This window comes from Achromobacter animicus, from assembly GCF_902859585.1.
Lineage (GTDB): Bacteria > Pseudomonadota > Gammaproteobacteria > Burkholderiales > Burkholderiaceae_B > Achromobacter > Achromobacter animicus.
In genome coordinates, this window is the sequence record NZ_CADIJM010000009.1 from 26,114 (window position 1) to 42,739 (window position 16,626).

At 65.5% G+C, this 16,626-nt stretch carries 17 protein-coding genes; 9 read left to right on the top strand and 8 right to left on the bottom strand.

All coding sequences use genetic code 11. The features are described 5' to 3' along the window. Window positions 1-50: 50 nt before the first annotated feature. Both HV681_RS19460 and HV681_RS19465 read right to left on the bottom strand, forming a co-directional pair. The gene (locus HV681_RS19460; protein WP_246282972.1) at window positions 51-1,232 is read right to left on the bottom strand and encodes an AI-2E family transporter; all 1,182 of its coding nucleotides are present in this window, start codon (window positions 1,230-1,232) and stop codon (window positions 51-53) included. A 91-nt stretch (window positions 1,233-1,323) separates the two neighbouring features. Further along, the gene (locus HV681_RS19465; RefSeq protein ID WP_175124604.1) at window positions 1,324-2,037 is read right to left on the bottom strand and encodes a DUF3053 family protein; all 714 of its coding nucleotides are present in this window, start codon (window positions 2,035-2,037) and stop codon (window positions 1,324-1,326) included. A 202-nt stretch (window positions 2,038-2,239) separates the two neighbouring features. On the opposite strand from HV681_RS19465, the gene HV681_RS19470 reads away from it, so the two are divergent. From HV681_RS19470 to HV681_RS19480, 3 genes are all read left to right on the top strand, one after another. Further along, window positions 2,240-2,599 (top strand): hypothetical protein, encoded by a 360-nt coding sequence (locus tag HV681_RS19470; RefSeq protein ID WP_175124605.1) that lies wholly within the window; start codon window positions 2,240-2,242, stop codon window positions 2,597-2,599. Between the two features lie 691 nt (window positions 2,600-3,290). After that, window positions 3,291-3,572, top strand: a complete 282-nt coding sequence (locus HV681_RS19475; RefSeq protein ID WP_175124606.1) for a hypothetical protein — start codon at window positions 3,291-3,293, stop codon at window positions 3,570-3,572. 85 nt (window positions 3,573-3,657) lie between these two features. After that, entirely contained in the window at window positions 3,658-4,350 is a 693-nt protein-coding gene (locus HV681_RS19480) for a cytochrome b/b6 domain-containing protein (RefSeq protein WP_175124607.1), read from the top strand. 93 nt (window positions 4,351-4,443) lie between these two features. Here the strand turns inward: HV681_RS19480 and HV681_RS19485 are convergent, their stop codons facing one another. Together HV681_RS19485 and purB are read right to left on the bottom strand one after the other, a co-directional pair. Further along, window positions 4,444-4,902 (bottom strand): c-type cytochrome, encoded by a 459-nt coding sequence (locus HV681_RS19485; protein ID WP_175124608.1) that lies wholly within the window; start codon window positions 4,900-4,902, stop codon window positions 4,444-4,446. A gap of 58 nt (window positions 4,903-4,960) precedes the next feature. Then, entirely contained in the window at window positions 4,961-6,337 is a 1,377-nt protein-coding gene (purB, locus tag HV681_RS19490) for an adenylosuccinate lyase (protein ID WP_175124609.1), read from the bottom strand. 162 nt (window positions 6,338-6,499) lie between these two features. On the opposite strand from purB, the gene HV681_RS19495 reads away from it, so the two are divergent. Beyond that, window positions 6,500-7,111 carry a glutathione S-transferase gene (locus HV681_RS19495; protein WP_175124610.1) on the top strand — a complete coding sequence of 204 codons (612 nt, stop codon included), beginning with the start codon at window positions 6,500-6,502 and terminating at the stop codon, window positions 7,109-7,111. Window positions 7,112-7,201: 90 nt separating this feature from the next. On the opposite strand, the gene HV681_RS19500 is transcribed toward HV681_RS19495, so the two are convergent. The 3 genes from HV681_RS19500 to gcvA all read right to left on the bottom strand — a co-directional run bounded on the left by HV681_RS19500 (window position 7,202) and on the right by gcvA (window position 10,157). Continuing rightward, a complete protein-coding gene (locus tag HV681_RS19500) occupies window positions 7,202-8,020 on the bottom strand; it encodes a sulfite exporter TauE/SafE family protein (RefSeq protein ID WP_175124611.1) in 819 nt (272 codons plus the stop codon). Between the two features lie 84 nt (window positions 8,021-8,104). After that, on the bottom strand, window positions 8,105-9,223 hold the full coding sequence (gene mnmA / locus HV681_RS19505; RefSeq protein WP_175124612.1) for a tRNA 2-thiouridine(34) synthase MnmA: 1,119 nt from the start codon (window positions 9,221-9,223) through the stop codon (window positions 8,105-8,107). 7 nt (window positions 9,224-9,230) lie between these two features. Beyond that, entirely contained in the window at window positions 9,231-10,157 is a 927-nt protein-coding gene (gene gcvA, locus HV681_RS19510; protein WP_175124613.1) for a transcriptional regulator GcvA, read from the bottom strand. Window positions 10,158-10,394: 237 nt separating this feature from the next. On the opposite strand from gcvA, the gene HV681_RS19515 reads away from it, so the two are divergent. The 5 genes from HV681_RS19515 to HV681_RS19535 all read left to right on the top strand — a co-directional run bounded on the left by HV681_RS19515 (window position 10,395) and on the right by HV681_RS19535 (window position 15,358). Next, a complete protein-coding gene (locus HV681_RS19515; RefSeq protein WP_175124614.1) occupies window positions 10,395-11,384 on the top strand; it encodes a Bug family tripartite tricarboxylate transporter substrate binding protein in 990 nt (329 codons plus the stop codon). 67 nt (window positions 11,385-11,451) lie between these two features. Beyond that, window positions 11,452-12,327 (top strand): N-formylglutamate amidohydrolase, encoded by an 876-nt coding sequence (locus HV681_RS19520; RefSeq protein WP_175124615.1) that lies wholly within the window; start codon window positions 11,452-11,454, stop codon window positions 12,325-12,327. A gap of 156 nt (window positions 12,328-12,483) precedes the next feature. After that, entirely contained in the window at window positions 12,484-13,602 is a 1,119-nt protein-coding gene (locus HV681_RS19525; protein WP_175124616.1) for a Re/Si-specific NAD(P)(+) transhydrogenase subunit alpha, read from the top strand. 2 nt (window positions 13,603-13,604) lie between these two features. Beyond that, window positions 13,605-13,922 carry an NAD(P) transhydrogenase subunit alpha part 2 gene (locus tag HV681_RS19530; RefSeq protein ID WP_006224972.1) on the top strand — a complete coding sequence of 106 codons (318 nt, stop codon included), beginning with the start codon at window positions 13,605-13,607 and terminating at the stop codon, window positions 13,920-13,922. Then, the gene (locus HV681_RS19535) at window positions 13,919-15,358 is read left to right on the top strand and encodes an NAD(P)(+) transhydrogenase (Re/Si-specific) subunit beta (protein WP_175124617.1); all 1,440 of its coding nucleotides are present in this window, start codon (window positions 13,919-13,921) and stop codon (window positions 15,356-15,358) included. Before HV681_RS19530 ends, HV681_RS19535 begins: the two co-directional genes overlap by 4 nt. A 27-nt stretch (window positions 15,359-15,385) precedes the next feature. Here HV681_RS19535 and glcF read toward each other — a convergent pair whose 3' ends face one another. After that, window positions 15,386-16,621 (bottom strand): glycolate oxidase subunit GlcF, encoded by a 1,236-nt coding sequence (glcF, locus tag HV681_RS19540; protein WP_175124618.1) that lies wholly within the window; start codon window positions 16,619-16,621, stop codon window positions 15,386-15,388. Window positions 16,622-16,626 lie beyond the last annotated feature (5 nt).

The following is a 16,626-nucleotide window of genomic DNA, read 5'->3' on the forward strand; positions in this document are numbered from 1 at the left end:
GCGCTGCTACACCATACACCCGGCCGGGCGCACATGGGAGCCCGGCTCGGTCAATCGTCGCGGGACTGGCGGTCCCGAGCCAGCGCGGCCTGCGTACCGGCAGTGGCGCCGCCCGCTGCCGCCGGCGTGCCGGCGACGGGGTTGCCCGGCAACGGCGCGCTCGCTGCGGGGACGACCGTCGGATCACTTGCCGCGGGCGAGAACAGATCCCAGCTTGCCATGAACAGCGCCGCGATCAGCGGACCGATGACAAAGCCGTTCAGGCCGAACAGCGCCATCCCGCCAAGCGTGGAGATCAGGATCACGTAATCGGGCATCTTCGTATCCTTGCCCACGAGAATGGGGCGCAGGATGTTGTCGACCATGCCGATGACCAGCACACCGAACGCGATGAGCACGGCGCCCTTGACCACGGAGCCCGTCAGCAGGAAGTACACGGCCACCGGCGCCCAGATCAGTCCCGCGCCAATCGCCGGAAGCAGCGACAGGAACGCCATGATCACGCCCCACAGCAACGCGCCCTGGATCGACAGGATTGAGAAGATGATGCCGCCCAGCGCGCCCTGCGCCGCCGCCACCGCGACGTTGCCCTTTACGGTGGCGCGGACGACGGTCGTGAATTTGCGGAACAGGTGCTGCTTGTGCATGTCGCTCAGCGGCACCGCGCGCCGCAGCCGGGCCGAAAGCTGGGGCCCGTCACGCAGCAGGAAGAAGAGCAGATACAGCATGATGCCGAAGCTGACCACGAACTGGAACGTGTCCTGTCCGATGTTCAGGGCTTGGGTCGCCAGGAACTGGCTTGCCTGCATCGCGCCGGCGCTCAGCTTGTCCTGCAGGCTGGGAATATCGGCCAGGTCGAAGCGCGCCAGCAGCGCGTGCACCGACGGCGGCAAGGCGTCCATTGCCTGCTGGAAGTACGCGCCAAAGTTGATCTGGCCTGACTTGATGCTTTGATAGAGGCTCGCGCCTTCGCTCACCAGCGAGCCGCTGATCACGACCAACGGAAGAATCACCAGCAGCAGCACCAGCAGCAGCGTGATGAGCGCGGCGAGATTGCGCCGGCCGCCAATGCGCACCACCAGGCGGCGCTGCAAGGGCGCAAAAAGAATGGCCAGAATGGTGCCCCAGAACACGGCCCCATAGAAAGGCCACAACAGCCAGCCGAACGCGATGGTGACCACCACCAGCAAAAGCACGAAGGTTCTGTAATGCACGCCTGAAGATTCGCTCATGGTGTGTCCAAGGCACGGCATGCGCCGCGAGAGCCGCATTGTACAAAGCGCCGCCTGGCGCCGCTTGCATTGAGACGAGGCTGATCCACGGCTATGGCGCCTTCGAGCCGGCGCTCGCTGCCTGCAGCAGCGTGGCGCGGGCGGCTTCAAGACCGTCGGACTGCGCATTCAGCGCTTGCAGACGCAGGTTCAGTTCCTGTTGCAACGTCGGTTTCGCCACCTTCGTCTGCCCATCCTCGAAGGTGACGTCCGCGCCATTGGCAGCCACGAAGTCCGCAATGCCCAGCGCGTCGCGGGCGACCGAGTCCATCCTGGCCGCGGCCTCCATCATGTCGGCAGCCGGCGCTGTCACCGCCTCGTCGTAGACGCCGTCATACACGGGTGCCAGATCGGCGGGCAGCGTCAAGGCCGCGCGCGCCTTGTCGGCCTTGCTTCGCGCCGCCTGGACCTGCGCGGCGCTGTCTGCCAGCGTCTTGCGCGCCGCCTGCAGGCTGGCCTTGCGCTCCACGATCTCGCTTACCGACCGGATCGTCTCCACGGACAGCACTTCGCGCAGCGGCGCGGCCGCCTTGGCCATGGCGTCCTGGAAATCCGTCATTACTTCGTAGGCGTCGTCGTAATCCCCGATCGCGTCCTTTTCCTGCTTGCTCAACAGACCGATCGGCACGAGCGTCACGTTGTTCATGCGGACTTGCAGAACCTGTATGAACGCGGCGCGCTCCTGCGGCTCCTTGTTGACGCAGGCCGCCAGCAACAGCATCGAAACCGCCGCCATGCCCGCCACCCACGCGCGAACCCAACCCATGCGCATCCTTTTGCACTCCGATTCTGCAGATTACGGGAAGATTATCCGGTAGCCCCGAGCTTGGATCCGAATGGGGCGAAATTTGTTGCCATCGAAGCGAGTTGACACAGGGAGAGCGGCGCGCATGCCCGCGGCGCCGGCGTCCTCTAAAATCACGGATTCGGCGGCGTTCGGCCGCCCGCAACACACACTGGCTGCCCCCATGACTCAGAACGCTTCTCCCCTGCCCTGGGGTTTCACGCTCCCGGATTGCCGCGGCGCGAACGCCTTGCTCCTTTTCATGAACGACCTGGCGCGGGTGGTCAACCAGTACCTCGGCCACGGCAAGCTATCGGAAGAGGCGCTGGCGGACGCCCAGAAAGCCGTGGACGCGCTGCTGGAACGCTATGTGGAGAGTCAGGCGGCGCCCGAGGCCTTTGACGACGAGCGCATCGAACTGGCGTTGGAAACCTTGCCGCAGCCCGACGGCACGACCAGCACCCAAGTGGCGCTGCGCATGTCGCCGCGCCTGGAAGGCCTGATCATCGAGGCCCAACGCCAGGCCCGTCCCGCGGCGCACTAACGCGTATTTGCTCGGCCGGATGCCTATCCGGCCGAAAATGCTTGCATAATCGCGTATTCTCCGATATTATCGTCGGTTGGATCTGCGCAGTCGTACCCCGGTACGCCATGTCCGCCACGAACTGCTCACCCCAAGCTGGCCGCAAAAAAGCGGTTGCCGCAAACAGATCCGCCTCCCGTAAGCTCTGCGTCCTTGCGAAGTACAACGCAAAATACGCAAACCCAGAGCACCATCGGAAACCCCACGCCTTCGCCCATCCGCCAGTCCGGATCGGCCTGAAGCAGATACACCCAAATAACACGTTGCTTTTCCGGAAGCAGCGACGCATGCCGCGGTCCAACCACCGCGAGCGCCAGAGCCAACCCACTCTGTGCGCACCCAGGGCTGCATCGGCGCACGCTACCGCGCCGGCAACCATGCCCGTGTATGGCGCGCCTGCGCCCTGCAGCCCGACCGATGCCCGCCAGGACTGGACGAAGGCATCACCACGCCGGCCCGGCGCGCAAAAAACATGAGAATGCGCAAAAGAACGGCAGCAGCAATGCGTTAGTGTCATGTAACGCCTGTCCAATACATCCGGCGGACAAGGCGCTTCGCGAAGGTCCGGCCAAGTGCCCTGCATTTGCCCGGCTTGCGCGCACCATGACAAGACGCAGCTTTTCCAATAACTAGAACCTAAAGAGAACACAACATGAATACTCGTTTCACCACCACCGAACTGATCCGCCGCCCGGCCCATACGCAGCTCGACGACATGCCCATCCACATCGGCGACATCGTCTACCTGAAGCCGGCCAACGGCCCCGAAATCCGCGCCACGGTCATCTTCAACGCGCCGATCAACGGCACCACCACCTACACCACCGAAGTCGTGCCGTGCGGCGCGCCCGCGCAAAAGACGCCCGCCCAGCGCATCCGGTTCCGCCACGAGCACGTGCATCGCATTGAACCGGTGCGCCGCAACGCTCGCTAAGCAGACCAACACCGCCGCGCTTACCCCGCGGCGGTTTGCTTTGTGCGTGATAAATTCCCAGCAACTTCAGCCCGCTGATCTCACCATGCATAACAATCGTCTTGCGGTCCGCATCTGGGACCTTCCCACCCGCCTCTTTCACTGGGGACTTGTCGTCTGCATCGTCGGCGCGTTCGTCAGCGTGAAACTGGGCGGCCTGTACATGGACTGGCACGTGCGGTTCGGCTGTACGGCGCTGGGCCTCATCATCTTCCGCGTGCTGTGGGGCTTTGCCGGACCGCGCTATGCCAGGTTCGCGCATTTCGTTCGCGGCCCCGGCGCCGTGGCCCGCTACCTGAAGGGCGCCGCCGCGCCCGCCGGCCACAATCCGCTGGGCGCCCTGTCGGTCATGGCATTGCTGCTGGTCGTGGGCTTTCAGGCGGTCAGCGGCCTGTTCACCACGGACGACATCATGACGCAGGGTCCGCTGTTCGGACACGTATCCGAAGCCACCGCCAGCGCCATGACGTCCTGGCACAAGCTCAATGAATGGGTCATCATCGGCCTGGTCGTCCTGCACCTGCTGGCCGTCACGTGGTACGTGGTGGTGCGCCGCAAGCGTCTGGTGCGTGCCATCATCACCGGCAACGTCGATGCCAAGGACGTGCCCGCCGGCACGCCGCCCGCGCAGGACGGCCTGGCCATCTGGCTGCGCGCACTGTTGCTGGGCGCCTGCGTGACCGGGCTGGTGCTGTGGATACGATCGCTCGAGGTCGTGTCCGACATGTCGTTCTCCTGACTCTGCCCAAGCGAACAGCCCATGAAAAAAGCCCCTTGACGGGGCTTTTTGCTTGCCAGGATGACGGGCCGGATCTGACAACGGCCCGATGCCTTATTTCTTCTTGCGGTACGAATCGTGGCAGGCTTTGCAGCTGGCGCCGACGTCGCCGAAGGCCGCGCGCAGCTTGTCCAGATCGCCGGCATCGGCGGCTGCCGACAGTTTCACGATGTTGTCCTGAAACGCCTGCTGCTTCTGCTTGAAGCCAGCCGCGTCGCTCCAGATTTCGGGACGGGCGTCACCGCCTTCCGTACCCGGGCCGAAACCCGCCCACGGCAATGCCGACAGCGTCTTCAGCACATCGACGTTGGCCTTGATCTGCGCGGCGTCATAGGGCGCCTGGCCCTTGACCACCGGCGCCATGCGGCCGAAGTGCGAGCCGATCAGTGCAAGCGCCGACTGGCGGTACTTGACGGCATCTTCGGGCTTGGCGAATTGCGCGGAGGCGGACGTTGCCAGCAGCGGACCCACCGTCATACAGGCCAGCGCAGCGAGCGTGGACAACTTCTTCATTGATTTCTCCCGTAGGTACAACGTGAAAGCCGCGCGCGTAACGCGCGCGGCACGGCGACTATACCGCCCGGGCCAGCTCGGCAGCCAGACCAATGTACGAGCGCGGGGTCATCGCCAGGAGGCGGGCCTTGGGCTCTTCAGGCAGCGCCAGGCCCTGGATGAATTCTCGCAGAGCCTCTTCGGTGATGCCCTTGCCGCGCGTCAAGGCCTTGAGCTGCTCGTACGGCTGCGGCAGGCCATAGCGGCGCATGACGGTCTGCACCGGCTCGGCCAGCACTTCCCAGCAGGCGTCGATATCGGCGTCGATGGCAGCCGTGTTGACTTCGAGCTTGCCCAGGCCGCGCATGCAGGCATCCCACGCCACCAGGCAGTAGCCCAGGCCCACGCCGAGGTTGCGCAGGACGGTGGAATCGGTCAGGTCGCGCTGCCAGCGGGAGATCGGCAGCTTGTCGGCCAGATGGCGCAGCACGGCGTTGGCCAGCCCCAGGTTGCCTTCGGAGTTTTCGAAGTCGATCGGGTTGACCTTGTGCGGCATGGTCGACGAACCGACCTCGCCTTCCTTCAGGCGCTGCTTGAAGTAGCCCAGCGCCACGTAGCCCCAGATGTCGCGATCCAGGTCCAGGATGATGATGTTGGCGCGGGTAATCGCGTCGAACAGCGCGGACATCCAGTCGTGCGGTTCGATCTGGATGGTGTGGCGGTTCTGGGTCAGGCCCAGGCCGGTCAGCACGCGCTTGCTGAACTCGGGCCAGTTGATTTCGGGATAGGCGGACAGGTGGGCGTTATAGTTGCCCGTTGCGCCGTTCAGCTTGGCCAGAGGCTCGACGGCCACGACGGCGGCGATGGCGCGGTTCAGGCGCGCGGCCACGTTGGCGAATTCCTTGCCCAGCGTGGTCGGGCTGGCGGGCTGGCCGTGGGTGCGCGACAGCAGCGGCTGATCGGCGTTGGCGACGGCCAGGTCGTTCAGCTTGGCGGCGACTTCGCGCAGGCGCGGCACCACGACCTGGTCGCGGGCGCGCGACAGCATCAGCGCGTGCGAGGTGTTGTTGATGTCTTCGGACGTGCAGGCGAAGTGGATGAATTCTGCGGCGCGGGCCAGTTCGGCGTCATCGGCGACCTTTTCTTTCAGCCAATACTCGACGGCCTTCACGTCGTGGTTGGTGACGCGCTCGATATCCTTGATGCGGCCGGCGTCCGCCTCGGAGAAGTTGGCGACCAACTGGGCCAGGCGCGCGCGGGCGGCCTCGGAGAAGGCCGGCAGCTCGGGCAGGCCGGCGTCCGACAAGGCGATCAGCCAGGCGACCTCGACTTCGACGCGGTGCGCCATGAAGCCGGCTTCGGACAGCAGACCGCGCAGTGCGTCGCCCCGGGAAGCGTAGCGGCCATCCAGTGGCGAAAGGGCATTAAGTTGGCTCAGCTGATCGGCGATTTGCATGGTCTGGTAGGGAAAAAGCGACGGATGGGAAAACCCGGCGATTTTATCATCCGGGGCCGCCTGACATTGTGGCAAACTGACGAAGATTCCGCCCTGCGGACAATTCCGGCCGTCATACAGCCTGCTATACTTCGGCCGCTTTCCGACTCCGCTTGTGACTCCATGAAACTGATCGGCTCGCTTACCAGTCCCTACGTGCGCAAAGTGCGTATCGTCATGGCCGAGAAAAAGCTGGACTACCGGCTTGAACTCGAAAACGTCTGGTCCGCCGACACGCAGATCCAAACGTACAACCCGCTGGGCAAGGTCCCCTGCCTGGTGATGGAAGACGGCGGCGCCCTGTTCGATTCGCGCGTCATCGTCGAATACGTGGACACCTTGTCTCCCGTGGCCCGGCTGATTCCTCAGCAAGGGCGCGATCGCGCAGCCGTCAAATGCTGGGAAGCCATCGCCGATGGCGTCCTGGACGCCTGCGTGACCATCGTCAAGGAAAACCAGCGCCCCGAGGCCCAGCGCAGCCCCGAATGGATCGAACGCCAATACGGCAAGATCCACGCCAGCCTGGACGCCATGAACAAAAGCCTGGGCGACAACGCCCATTGCATGGGCATCAACTACAGCCTCGCGGACATCGCGGTCGGCTGTGCCCTGGGCTACCTGGACCTGCGCTTTGCCACCCTGGACTGGCGCACCGGCCAGCCCAATCTGGCCCGCCTGTACGACAAGCTGTCGCAGCGCCAGTCGTTCATCGACACGGTGCCCAAGACGGCCTGACGGCCGGCCAGAAATGCCCGCAAAAACGCCCGGCTCGACCGGGCGTTTTTTCGTCCGGCCGCTTTCTGCGGCCGGTTTTCCGTATATCGATCAAACCGTCCAGGTCTGCCAGGCCTTGAACAGCATGTACGCCGCCAGCGCGAACAGCAGCGCGGCGAACACGCGCTTGAGCGTCTGCACCGGCAGGCGATGGGCCATGCGCGCCCCCAGCGGCGCCGTCAGGACGCTGGTGCAGACCAGCGCCAGCAATGCCGGCCAGTAGATGAAGCCGAGCATCCCCGGATAGGTCTGGGCTTCGTTCAGGCCCGAAACGATATAACCCACGCTGTTGGCCAGCGCGATGGGAAAGCCCAGGGCCGCCGAGGTCGACACCGCATTGTGCAGGGCCACGTTGCACCAGACCATGAACGGCACCGACAGAAAGCCGCCCCCGGCGCCGACCAGGCCCGACAGGAAGCCGATGCCCGCCCCCGCCGCACTGGTGCCGACCACGCCCGGCATCTGGCGCGTGGGCTTGGGCTTCTTGTTGCGCAGCATGCTCCAGCCGGAGTAGCCCACGAACAACGCGAAGAACAGCGACAGCCACAGCGTGCTCAGCGCGGCAAACACCGCGCCGCCCGACAGCAGCCCGCCGATGATGATGCCCGGCGCCATCGCCGCGACGATGCGCCACTTGATGGTGCCCCGCTGCTGGTGAGCGCGCACGCTGGAAATGGAGGTAAAGAGGATCGACGTCATGGACGTGGCGATCGCGGCGTGCACCACCAGGTCGGCCGGCATGCCCTGCCAGGTGAACAGCATCGTCAAAAAGGGAACCAGCAGCATGCCGCCGCCAATGCCCAGCAGGCCCGCGGCAAAGCCGACCACTCCGCCCAACACCAGCAGGCAGATCACCATCGTCACATCCACAACCGTCTCCTCAGTTTTATTGTCATGAACAAGGCCCCGCGGGCATGGCTCCGGGGGGCCTTGGTTACGTGCAGCGGGGACTGCTTAAATAATGATCCCGCCACCCAGGCAAACCTCGCCATCGTATAGCACGGCCGACTGCCCGGGCGTCACCGCCCATTGCGGCTCGGTGAAATCCAGCGAAAACGTCTCGGGCGCCGCATCGCCCAGGCGGCACGCCGCGTCGGCTTGCCGATAGCGGGTCTTGGCGCCGTAGGCGCCCGCTGCCGGCGGGTGACCGGCCACCCAGCTCGCGTCCTGCGCCTTCAGATCGCCAGACAGCAGCCAAGGATGGTCATGCCCCTGCACGACGTACAGCACGTTGCGTTCCAGATCCTTGCGCGCCACGTACCAGGCCTCGGCCGTGCCGTCGTCCCGCTGGCGGCCCTTGACGCCGCCCACGCCCAGCCCCTTGCGCTGGCCCAGCGTGTAGAACGAAAGCCCTTCGTGGCGGCCGACCTTCTGCCCTTCGGGCGTCAGGATGGGACCGGGCTCGGTGGGCAGGTAACGGTTCAGAAATTCCCGGAACGGCCGCTCGCCGATGAAGCAGATCCCCGTGGAATCCTTCTTGGCGGCGTTGTGCAGGCCGATCTCGTGCGCGATGCGCCGCACTTCGGTCTTGTGGATCTCGCCCAGCGGAAACAGCGTGCGCGACAACTGCGCCTGGTTCAGGCGATGCAGGAAGTAGCTCTGGTCCTTGGATGCGTCCAGCGCCTTCAGCAACTGGAACTGCGAGCCGCCGCCCTCGGCGGGCACTTCGCGCACGCGGGCGTAATGGCCGGTCGCGATGTGTTCTGCGCCCAGCGCCATGGCGTGGTCGAGGAACGCCTTGAACTTGATCTCGGCATTGCATAGGACGTCGGGGTTGGGCGTACGGCCCGCGGAGTATTCGCGCAGGAAATCCGCGAACACGCGGTCCTTGTACTCGGCGGCGAAGTTGACGTATTCGAACTCGACGCCGACCAGGTCCGCGACGCTGGCGGCGTCCAGGAGATCCTGGCGGGTGGAGCAGTATTCGGAATCGTCGTCGTCTTCCCAGTTCTTCATGAACAGGCCGACGACCTCGTAGCCTTGCTGTTTGAGCAGCCAGGCGGTGACCGAAGAATCGACCCCGCCGGACATGCCGACGACAACGCGGCCTTTCTTGGTGGATGTTTGACTCATGATGCGGCTATTTTAGATCGGACAAGGCGTCTTCCCGCGGCTGCGGTTCGGCGGCGCGCGACACTTCCATCAGCCAGGCGCGGAAGGCCTGCAGGGTGGGCAGATTGGCCTTCTGCTCGGGGTAGCACAGGTAATAGCCCATCCGCGCGCGGATCGGCAATTGCATCGCGATGGCCAGCTTGCCGTCGCGCAGCTCGTCCTCGATCAGGCAGCGCGGGATCAGCGCCACGCCGAAGCCCGCCGCGGCCGCCTGCGACAGCAGCGCGTACTGATCGAACCGGGCGCCTTCCAGGCTGCGCCGCGTATCGCAGCCGGCCTGCTCGAACCAGTCGCGCCAGCCTTCCAGGGCCGACGTATGGTGCAGCAGCGGATAGGCCAGCAGGTCTTCGGGCGACTGGCACCCGCCCGCGATCAGGCGGGGACTACAGACCGGCAGGATCTCGCGGCCCACGATGTAGTCCGCGCCGCTGCCGGGCCACAGCCCCTCGCCGAAGCGCACGGCGGCGTCCAATTCGGGTGTGGAGAAGTCGTAGCCCTGGCGGTGCGGCAGGAATTCCACGTGGATGTCGGGCCGCAGGCGCATGAAGGCCGTCAGCCGCGGAATCAGCCACCGCGCGCCGAACGTCGGCATACAGGTCAGGTTGAGCGTGCCGCCGCGCCCCTGGTGCGCGATCAGCTCGACGGTGGCCGCTTCGATCTGGCCGAGACCGGCCTGGATCTTGGCCAGATAGCTGCGGCCGGCTTCGGTCAGAACCAGGCCTTGCCTGATTCGTAGGAATAGTTCAACGCCGACGAACTCTTCCAGATGTTTCACCTGTTTACTCACGGCCCCCTGCGTCACGCACAATTCCTGCGCGGCGCGCGTGAAACTGCTGTGCCGGGCGGCAACTTCGAACGCCTGGAGATCCGTTAAAGAGGGACAGAAACGCCTCATCTGCAGCCCCCACCGAATGTGGGGCTCCCTTGCCCTGCGGGCATGATGACGGCAAAGGCGCGGGCGACGGATGTTACAGAAAAGTAACGCCGACGAGAGCCTGCCGAAAAGAGGTATGAAAAAAAGTCATAGCTTACGGAGAATCTTTCGTTTGCGCAAACCTGCCCGCCAGGAAAGAATCGTCGGGTTTGCGTCTGCCTTTGCGCATCCGCTGTTCATTCATTAGTAGGGGAATTCATGCAACGCCGTAATGTAGTCCTGGGCCTGTGTGTCGCCGCCGCGACCCTGGCCACGCCGCTGACCTCGGGTATCGCGCACGCTGAAGATGCGTATCCCAGCAAGCCCATCCGCCTGATCGTTCCCTTCCCGCCCGGCGGCACCACCGACATCGTCGGCCGCCTGTTCGCCGACAAGCTCGGCAAGGAACTGGGCCAGACCGTCGTCGTGGAAAACCGCGGCGGCGCCGGCGGCTCGATCGGCAGCGCCTTCGTCGCCAGCAGCGCGCCGGACGGCTACGTCCTGGGCATCGCCACCGTCAGCACGCACGGCATCAACCCGGCCATCTACCCGAACCTGCCGTTCGATGGCGAGAAGGACTTCACGCCCGTCTCGAACCTGGCTGCCGTGCCGAACATCATGACCATCAACCCGAAGGTCCAGGCCAAGACCATCGCCGAATTCATCACGCTGGCCAAGAGCCAGCCCGGCAAGCTGACGTACGCGTCGGCCGGCAACGGTTCGGTCTCGCACATGATGGGCGAACTGTTCAAGATGGCCTCGGGCACCGACCTGATGCACGTGCCGTACCGTGGCGTGGGCCCCGCGCTGAACGACGCGCTGGCCGGCCAGGTCGACGTCATGTATGACAACCTGCCCTCCACGCTGCCGCACGTCCAGTCCGGCCGCCTGATCGCCATGGCCGTCGCCTCGCCGCAGCGCGTCGCCTCGCTGCCCAACGTGCCCACGTTCGCCGAAGCCGGCCTGCCGGCCGTGAACGACGCCTCGTGGTTCGGTCTGGTCGCCCCGGCCAAGCTGCCCGCCCCCGTGCTGGCCAAGCTGAACGCCGCCGTCCAGAAGGTCAGCGCCGAAGAAGACGTCAAGAGCCGCCTTGCTGCCCTCGGCGCCTCGCCCGCTGCCAACACCCCGGCCGAATTCGGCGCGCAGATCTCGGCTGAAATCGCCAAGAACAAGCGCATCGCCAAAGAAGCCAACGTGAAGATCGACTAACCGGTCTTCGGTCCTCGCGCGCCCGTGGCGCGCGAGGACCTCCGATTCACGAACGCAGTACCCCCTTATGCGACTTACCCAGCCCCTGTCCTACCGCTTCGACCTCCCGCAGCACTATCCCGATTCGGAAATCTCGGTCCCTCTCGTGCTGGATTCCCCGCACAGCGGCACGACCTACCCCCCCGATTTCGCCGCCGCGGTGGACTTTGGCGCCTTGCGCACGGCCGAGGACACCTGGGTTGACGATCTATGGGGCGACGCCATCGAGATGGGCGTGCCGATGATCGCCGCGGCGTTTCCGCGCGCCTACATCGACGCCAACCGCGCCGCCGACGAGATCGACGAATTGCTGCTGGACGCGGCATGGCCCGACGCAATCAACCCCTCGCCCAAGGTCAAGCTGGGCAAGGGTCTGATCTGGCGCATGCTCGATGACGGCACCCCGCTGTACAACCGCAAGCTCACGGTGGACGAAGTGCGCCACCGCATCGATGCCTGCTGGAAGCCCTATCACGCCGCGCTTGGTCAGGTGCTGGACAACGCCCACCGCAAGTTCGGCAAGGTCTGGCACATCAACTGCCACTCGATGCCCAGCGTGGCCGGCGCCTTCGCCACCGATCGCCCGGGCCTGGTCCATCCCGACTTTGTGCTGGGCGACCGCGACGGCAGCACCAGCGATCCGGCCTTCCGCGAATTCATCGCCGCCTGGCTGCGCGAGCGCGGCTACAACGTCACCGTGAACGATCCCTACAAGGGCGTGGAACTGGTGCGCGCGTTCGGCCGCCCGCAACAAGGCCGCCACAGCCTGCAGATCGAGATCAACCGCAAGCTCTACATGGACGAAGTGTCGCTTCGTCCGACCGACAACTACGGCCGGCTGAAGGCCGATCTGCGCGACCTTACCGCCGCGCTGATCACCTGGACCCGCGCGCAGACGGCATAAGAAACGCCGCCCGTCCAGACGCCGGGTTGCAAGCCCCACGCCCCATGGTTCGCCATGGGGTTTTTTTTTGGCCCGGCGCAAGCGGCCAAAACGGGGGAGGCGTGAGAGCGCACATTCCGTGTATAACTACGGCGAACCTTCTGAGGAGAGGCGTCGATGCACATCGGGATACCTAAGGAAACCCGAGACGGGGAAACCCGTGTCGCAGCAACACCGGAGACCGTCAAGAAGTACGTGGGCGGCAAGCACACCGTCGTTGTGGAAAGTGGAGCCGGCGCCGCCGCCCGCTATCTCGATGAGGCCTATGTCGCCGCGGGCGCCACGCTCGGTTCAGCCCAGGATGCCCTGGGCGCCGAACTGGTCATGAAGGTTCGCGCGCCCGCCCCCGAAGAATTGCCCCGCATGAAGCCGGGCGCCGTGGTCGTGGGCATGCTCGATCCCTTCGACGCCGAAGGTCTGGCGCAAATGGCCGCCGCGGGCTTGACCGGCTTCGCGCTGGAAGCCGCGCCGCGCATCACCCGCGCGCAAAGCCTGGACGTGCTGTCGTCGCAGGCCAACCTGGCCGGCTACAAGGCCGTGCTGCTTGCGGCCCATCACTACGGCCGGCTGATCCCCATGATGATGACTGCCGCCGGCACCCTGAAAGCCGCGCGCGCCGTCGTCCTGGGCACCGGCGTGGCCGGCCTGCAGGCGATCGCCACCGCCAAGCGGCTGGGCGCAGTGGTCGAAGCCTCCGACGTACGGCCCGCCGCCCGCGAACAGGTCGAATCGCTGGGCGCCAAATTCATCGACGTGCCGTTCGAGACCGAGGAAGAGCGCGAGATCGCGCAAGGCACGGGCGGCTACGCGCGGTCCATGCCGCCCGCCTGGATGGCGCGCCAGGCCGCGCTGGTGTCCGAACGCTGCAAGCAGGCGGACATCGTCATCACCACCGCGCTGATCCCGGGACGCCCCGCCCCCACGCTGGTTTCGGCGGACACGGTCGCGGCCATGAAGCCGGGCTCGGTGCTGGTGGATCTTGCCGTCGAACGTGGCGGCAACTGCCCGCTGTCGGAAAAAGGGCAAATCGTCGAAAAGCACGGCGTGACGATCATCGGGCTGACCAACCTGCCCGGATTGGTCGCGACCGACGCCTCGGCGCTCTACGCGCGCAACATCCTGGATTTCCTGAAGCTCATCATCAATGCGGACGGCGCGCTGGCGATCCAGCGCGACGATGAAATCGTGGCAGCCTGCCTGGTGTGCGAAGGCGGCAATGTGACGCGGAGGACGTGACCATGGAAGCGATCAACCCCACCCTGATGAATCTGATCATCTTCGTGCTGGCCATCTATGTCGGCTATCACGTGGTCTGGAACGTCACGCCCGCGCTGCACACGCCGCTCATGGCGGTCACCAATGCCATTTCCGCGATCATCATCGTCGGCGCGATGCTGGCCGCCGCGCTGACCGAAGGCGGACTGGCGCGCGGCATGGGCGTATTCGCGGTGGCGCTGGCCGCCGTCAACGTCTTTGGCGGTTTTCTCGTGACGCGGCGCATGCTTGAAATGTTCAAGAAGAAGGACCGCAAGCCGGGCAAGGAGGAAGCGAAATGATCTCGCTGAACCTCGTCACCCTGCTCTACCTGATTGCCTCGGTCTGCTTCATCCAGGCGCTCAAGGGCCTGTCGCATCCCACCACCTCGCGTCTGGGCAACGCCTTCGGCATGGCCGGCATGGCGATCGCCGTGGTGACCACCGCGGCGCTCATCATCGGGCTGGCGCGCAGCGGCACGGCCACGATCGGGCTGGGCTGGGTCGTGCTGGGGCTGCTGGTCGGCGGTTCCATCGGTACGCTGATGGCCAAGCGCGTCGAGATGACCAAGATGCCCGAGCTGGTCGCCTTCATGCACAGCATGATCGGCCTGGCGGCGGTCGCGATCGCCGTGGCCGTCGTGGCCGAGCCGCACGCCTTCGGCATCGCGCCGCCCGGCATGGCCATCCCGACCGGCAACCGCTTCGAGCTCTTCATCGGCACGTTCGTGGGCGCCATTACGTTCTCGGGTTCGGTCATCGCCTTCGGCAAGCTGTCCGGCAAGTACAAGTTCCGGCTGTTCCAGGGCGCGCCGGTGGTGTTCGCCGGCCAGCACATGCTGAATCTGGCGCTGGCGCTGGCGATGCTGGGTTGCGGCCTCTGGTTCATGCTCACGCAGGAATGGACGCCGTTCATCATCATGACGCTCATCGCCTTCGTGCTGGGCGTGCTGATCATCATCCCGATCGGCGGGGCGGACATGCCGGTGGTGGTGTCGATGCTGAACAGCTATTCCGGGTGGGCGGCCGCGGGCATCGGCTTCTCGTTGAACAACCCCATGCTCATCATCGCCGGATCGCTGGTGGGCTCGTCGGGCGCCATCCTGTCCTACATCATGTGCAAGGCGATGAACCGGTCGTTCTTCAACGTGATCCTGGGCGGCTTTGGCGGGCAAGCGGGCGGCGGCGCGGCGGCAGGCGATGCGCAGCAGCGCAGCGTCAAGTCGGGCAGCCCGGACGACGCGGCGTTCCTGATGACCAACGCCGAAAGCGTCACCATCGTGCCGGGCTACGGCCTGGCTGTCGCGCGGGCCCAGCATGCCCTGAAGGAACTGGCCGAAAAGCTGACTGCGCGGGGCGTGACCGTGAAGTACGCCATCCACCCGGTGGCCGGCCGCATGCCCGGCCACATGAACGTGCTGCTGGCCGAGGCCGAAGTGCCTTACGACCAGGTCTTCGAGATGGAAGACATCAACAGCGAGTTCGGCCAGACCGACGTGGTGCTGGTGCTGGGCGCGAACGACGTGGTCAACCCGGCCGCCAAGAACGATCCCAAGTCACCCATCGCCGGCATGCCCATCCTCGAGGCCTACAAGGCGCGCACGGTCATCGTGAATAAGCGCTCCATGGCCTCGGGCTATGCCGGGCTGGACAACGAACTGTTCTACATGGACCGCACGATGATGGTCTTCGGCGACGCCAAGAAGGTGCTCGAAGACATGGTCAAGGCCGTGGAGTAACCCCAACGCCAGGCGCTGCGCGGCCGGCTAGCCCTGCGCAGCGCGGCGCAACTGCTCGTCGACCACTTCGACCCAATGGCGCACCGGCGTATCGGTGCCGCTTTGCAGATGGCCGATGCACCCGATGTTGGCCGACAGGATCACATCGGGACTGCCCACCGCGATGGCGCCCAGCTTGCGGTCACGCAGCTCCAGCGCGATGTCCGGATTCAATACCGAATACGCGCCCGCCGATCCGCAGCACAGATGCTTGTCCGCGAACGGCTGCAGCTCAAATCCCAGATCGACCAGCAATTGCTCTGACAACGGCCGCAGCCCTTGCCAGTGCTGCAACGTGCACGGCGGGTGAAACGATGCCCGCGTACCGGCCGGCAGACGCGACCGCAGCATGTCGGCGTGCGGCGCGACAATCTCCGCCACGTCCTTCACCAGCGCCACGATGTCGGCGGCTTTCTGCGCATACGCTGGGTCGTGGCGCAGATGGTGCGCGTATTCCTTGACCATGGCGCCGCAGCCCGACGCATTCATGACGATGGCCTCGACCTTGCCGTCCTGCACCAGCGGCCACCACGCGTCGACGTTGGCGCGCATCTGCGCCACGGCTTCGTCCTGCGCGTCCAGGTGAAAACTGACCGCGCCGCAGCAACCGGCGCCCGGCGCGATGCGCGCGCCGATGCCGACCGCATCCAGCACGCGGATGGTGGCGGCGTCGATGGTGGGCATCATGGCCGGCTGCACGCAGCCCGCCAGCATCAGGACCTGGCGATCGTGTCGCGCCACCTGCGGTAGCGGTCCGGCGTCGCGGCGTTCCGGCACCTTGCGCCGCAGGGCCTGGGGCAGGATGCCGCGCAGGCTCTGACCCAGACGCATGGCCGGCGCGAACATCGGCGACAGCATTGCCTTGCGCAGCAAGGTGCGTTTGGTCCTGTCGCCCCACGACCGCTCCACGCGCTCGTCCACGATCTTGCGGCCGATGTCGACGAGGTGGCCGTACTCGACGCCGGACGGGCAGGTGGTCTCGCAATTGCGGCAGGTCAGGCAGCGGTCCAGATGCTGCTGCGTGGATTGCGTGGGCTCCTTGCCCTCCAGCACCTGCTTGATGAGATAGATGCGTCCGCGCGGGCTGTCCAGTTCGTCGCCCAGGACCTGATACGTGGGACAGGTGGCCGTGCAGAATCCGCAATGCACGCAGCGGCGCAGAATCGCGTCCGCCTCGTTGCCCAGATCGGTGCCGCTCGCCCAGGAAGCCAGATTGGTTTGCATGATGT

Bases quoted from the DNA above. Each gene is read 5' to 3' on its own strand.
- HV681_RS19460 (WP_246282972.1), bottom strand. From the start codon at position 1,232: ATGAGCGAATCTTCAGGCGTGCATTACAGAACCTTCGTGCTTTTGCTG.
- HV681_RS19465 (WP_175124604.1), bottom strand. From the start codon at position 2,037: ATGGGTTGGGTTCGCGCGTGGGTGGCGGGCATGGCGGCGGTTTCGATG.
- HV681_RS19470 (WP_175124605.1), top strand. From the start codon at position 2,240: ATGACTCAGAACGCTTCTCCCCTGCCCTGGGGTTTCACGCTCCCGGAT.
- HV681_RS19475 (WP_175124606.1), top strand. From the start codon at position 3,291: ATGAATACTCGTTTCACCACCACCGAACTGATCCGCCGCCCGGCCCAT.
- HV681_RS19480 (WP_175124607.1), top strand. From the start codon at position 3,658: ATGCATAACAATCGTCTTGCGGTCCGCATCTGGGACCTTCCCACCCGC.
- HV681_RS19485 (WP_175124608.1), bottom strand. From the start codon at position 4,902: ATGAAGAAGTTGTCCACGCTCGCTGCGCTGGCCTGTATGACGGTGGGT.
- purB (WP_175124609.1), bottom strand. From the start codon at position 6,337: ATGCAAATCGCCGATCAGCTGAGCCAACTTAATGCCCTTTCGCCACTG.
- HV681_RS19495 (WP_175124610.1), top strand. From the start codon at position 6,500: ATGAAACTGATCGGCTCGCTTACCAGTCCCTACGTGCGCAAAGTGCGT.
- mnmA (WP_175124612.1), bottom strand. From the start codon at position 9,223: ATGAGTCAAACATCCACCAAGAAAGGCCGCGTTGTCGTCGGCATGTCC.
- gcvA (WP_175124613.1), bottom strand. From the start codon at position 10,157: ATGAGGCGTTTCTGTCCCTCTTTAACGGATCTCCAGGCGTTCGAAGTT.
- HV681_RS19515 (WP_175124614.1), top strand. From the start codon at position 10,395: ATGCAACGCCGTAATGTAGTCCTGGGCCTGTGTGTCGCCGCCGCGACC.
- HV681_RS19520 (WP_175124615.1), top strand. From the start codon at position 11,452: ATGCGACTTACCCAGCCCCTGTCCTACCGCTTCGACCTCCCGCAGCAC.
- HV681_RS19525 (WP_175124616.1), top strand. From the start codon at position 12,484: ATGCACATCGGGATACCTAAGGAAACCCGAGACGGGGAAACCCGTGTC.
- HV681_RS19530 (WP_006224972.1), top strand. From the start codon at position 13,605: ATGGAAGCGATCAACCCCACCCTGATGAATCTGATCATCTTCGTGCTG.
- HV681_RS19535 (WP_175124617.1), top strand. From the start codon at position 13,919: ATGATCTCGCTGAACCTCGTCACCCTGCTCTACCTGATTGCCTCGGTC.
- glcF (WP_175124618.1), bottom strand. From the start codon at position 16,621: ATGCAAACCAATCTGGCTTCCTGGGCGAGCGGCACCGATCTGGGCAAC.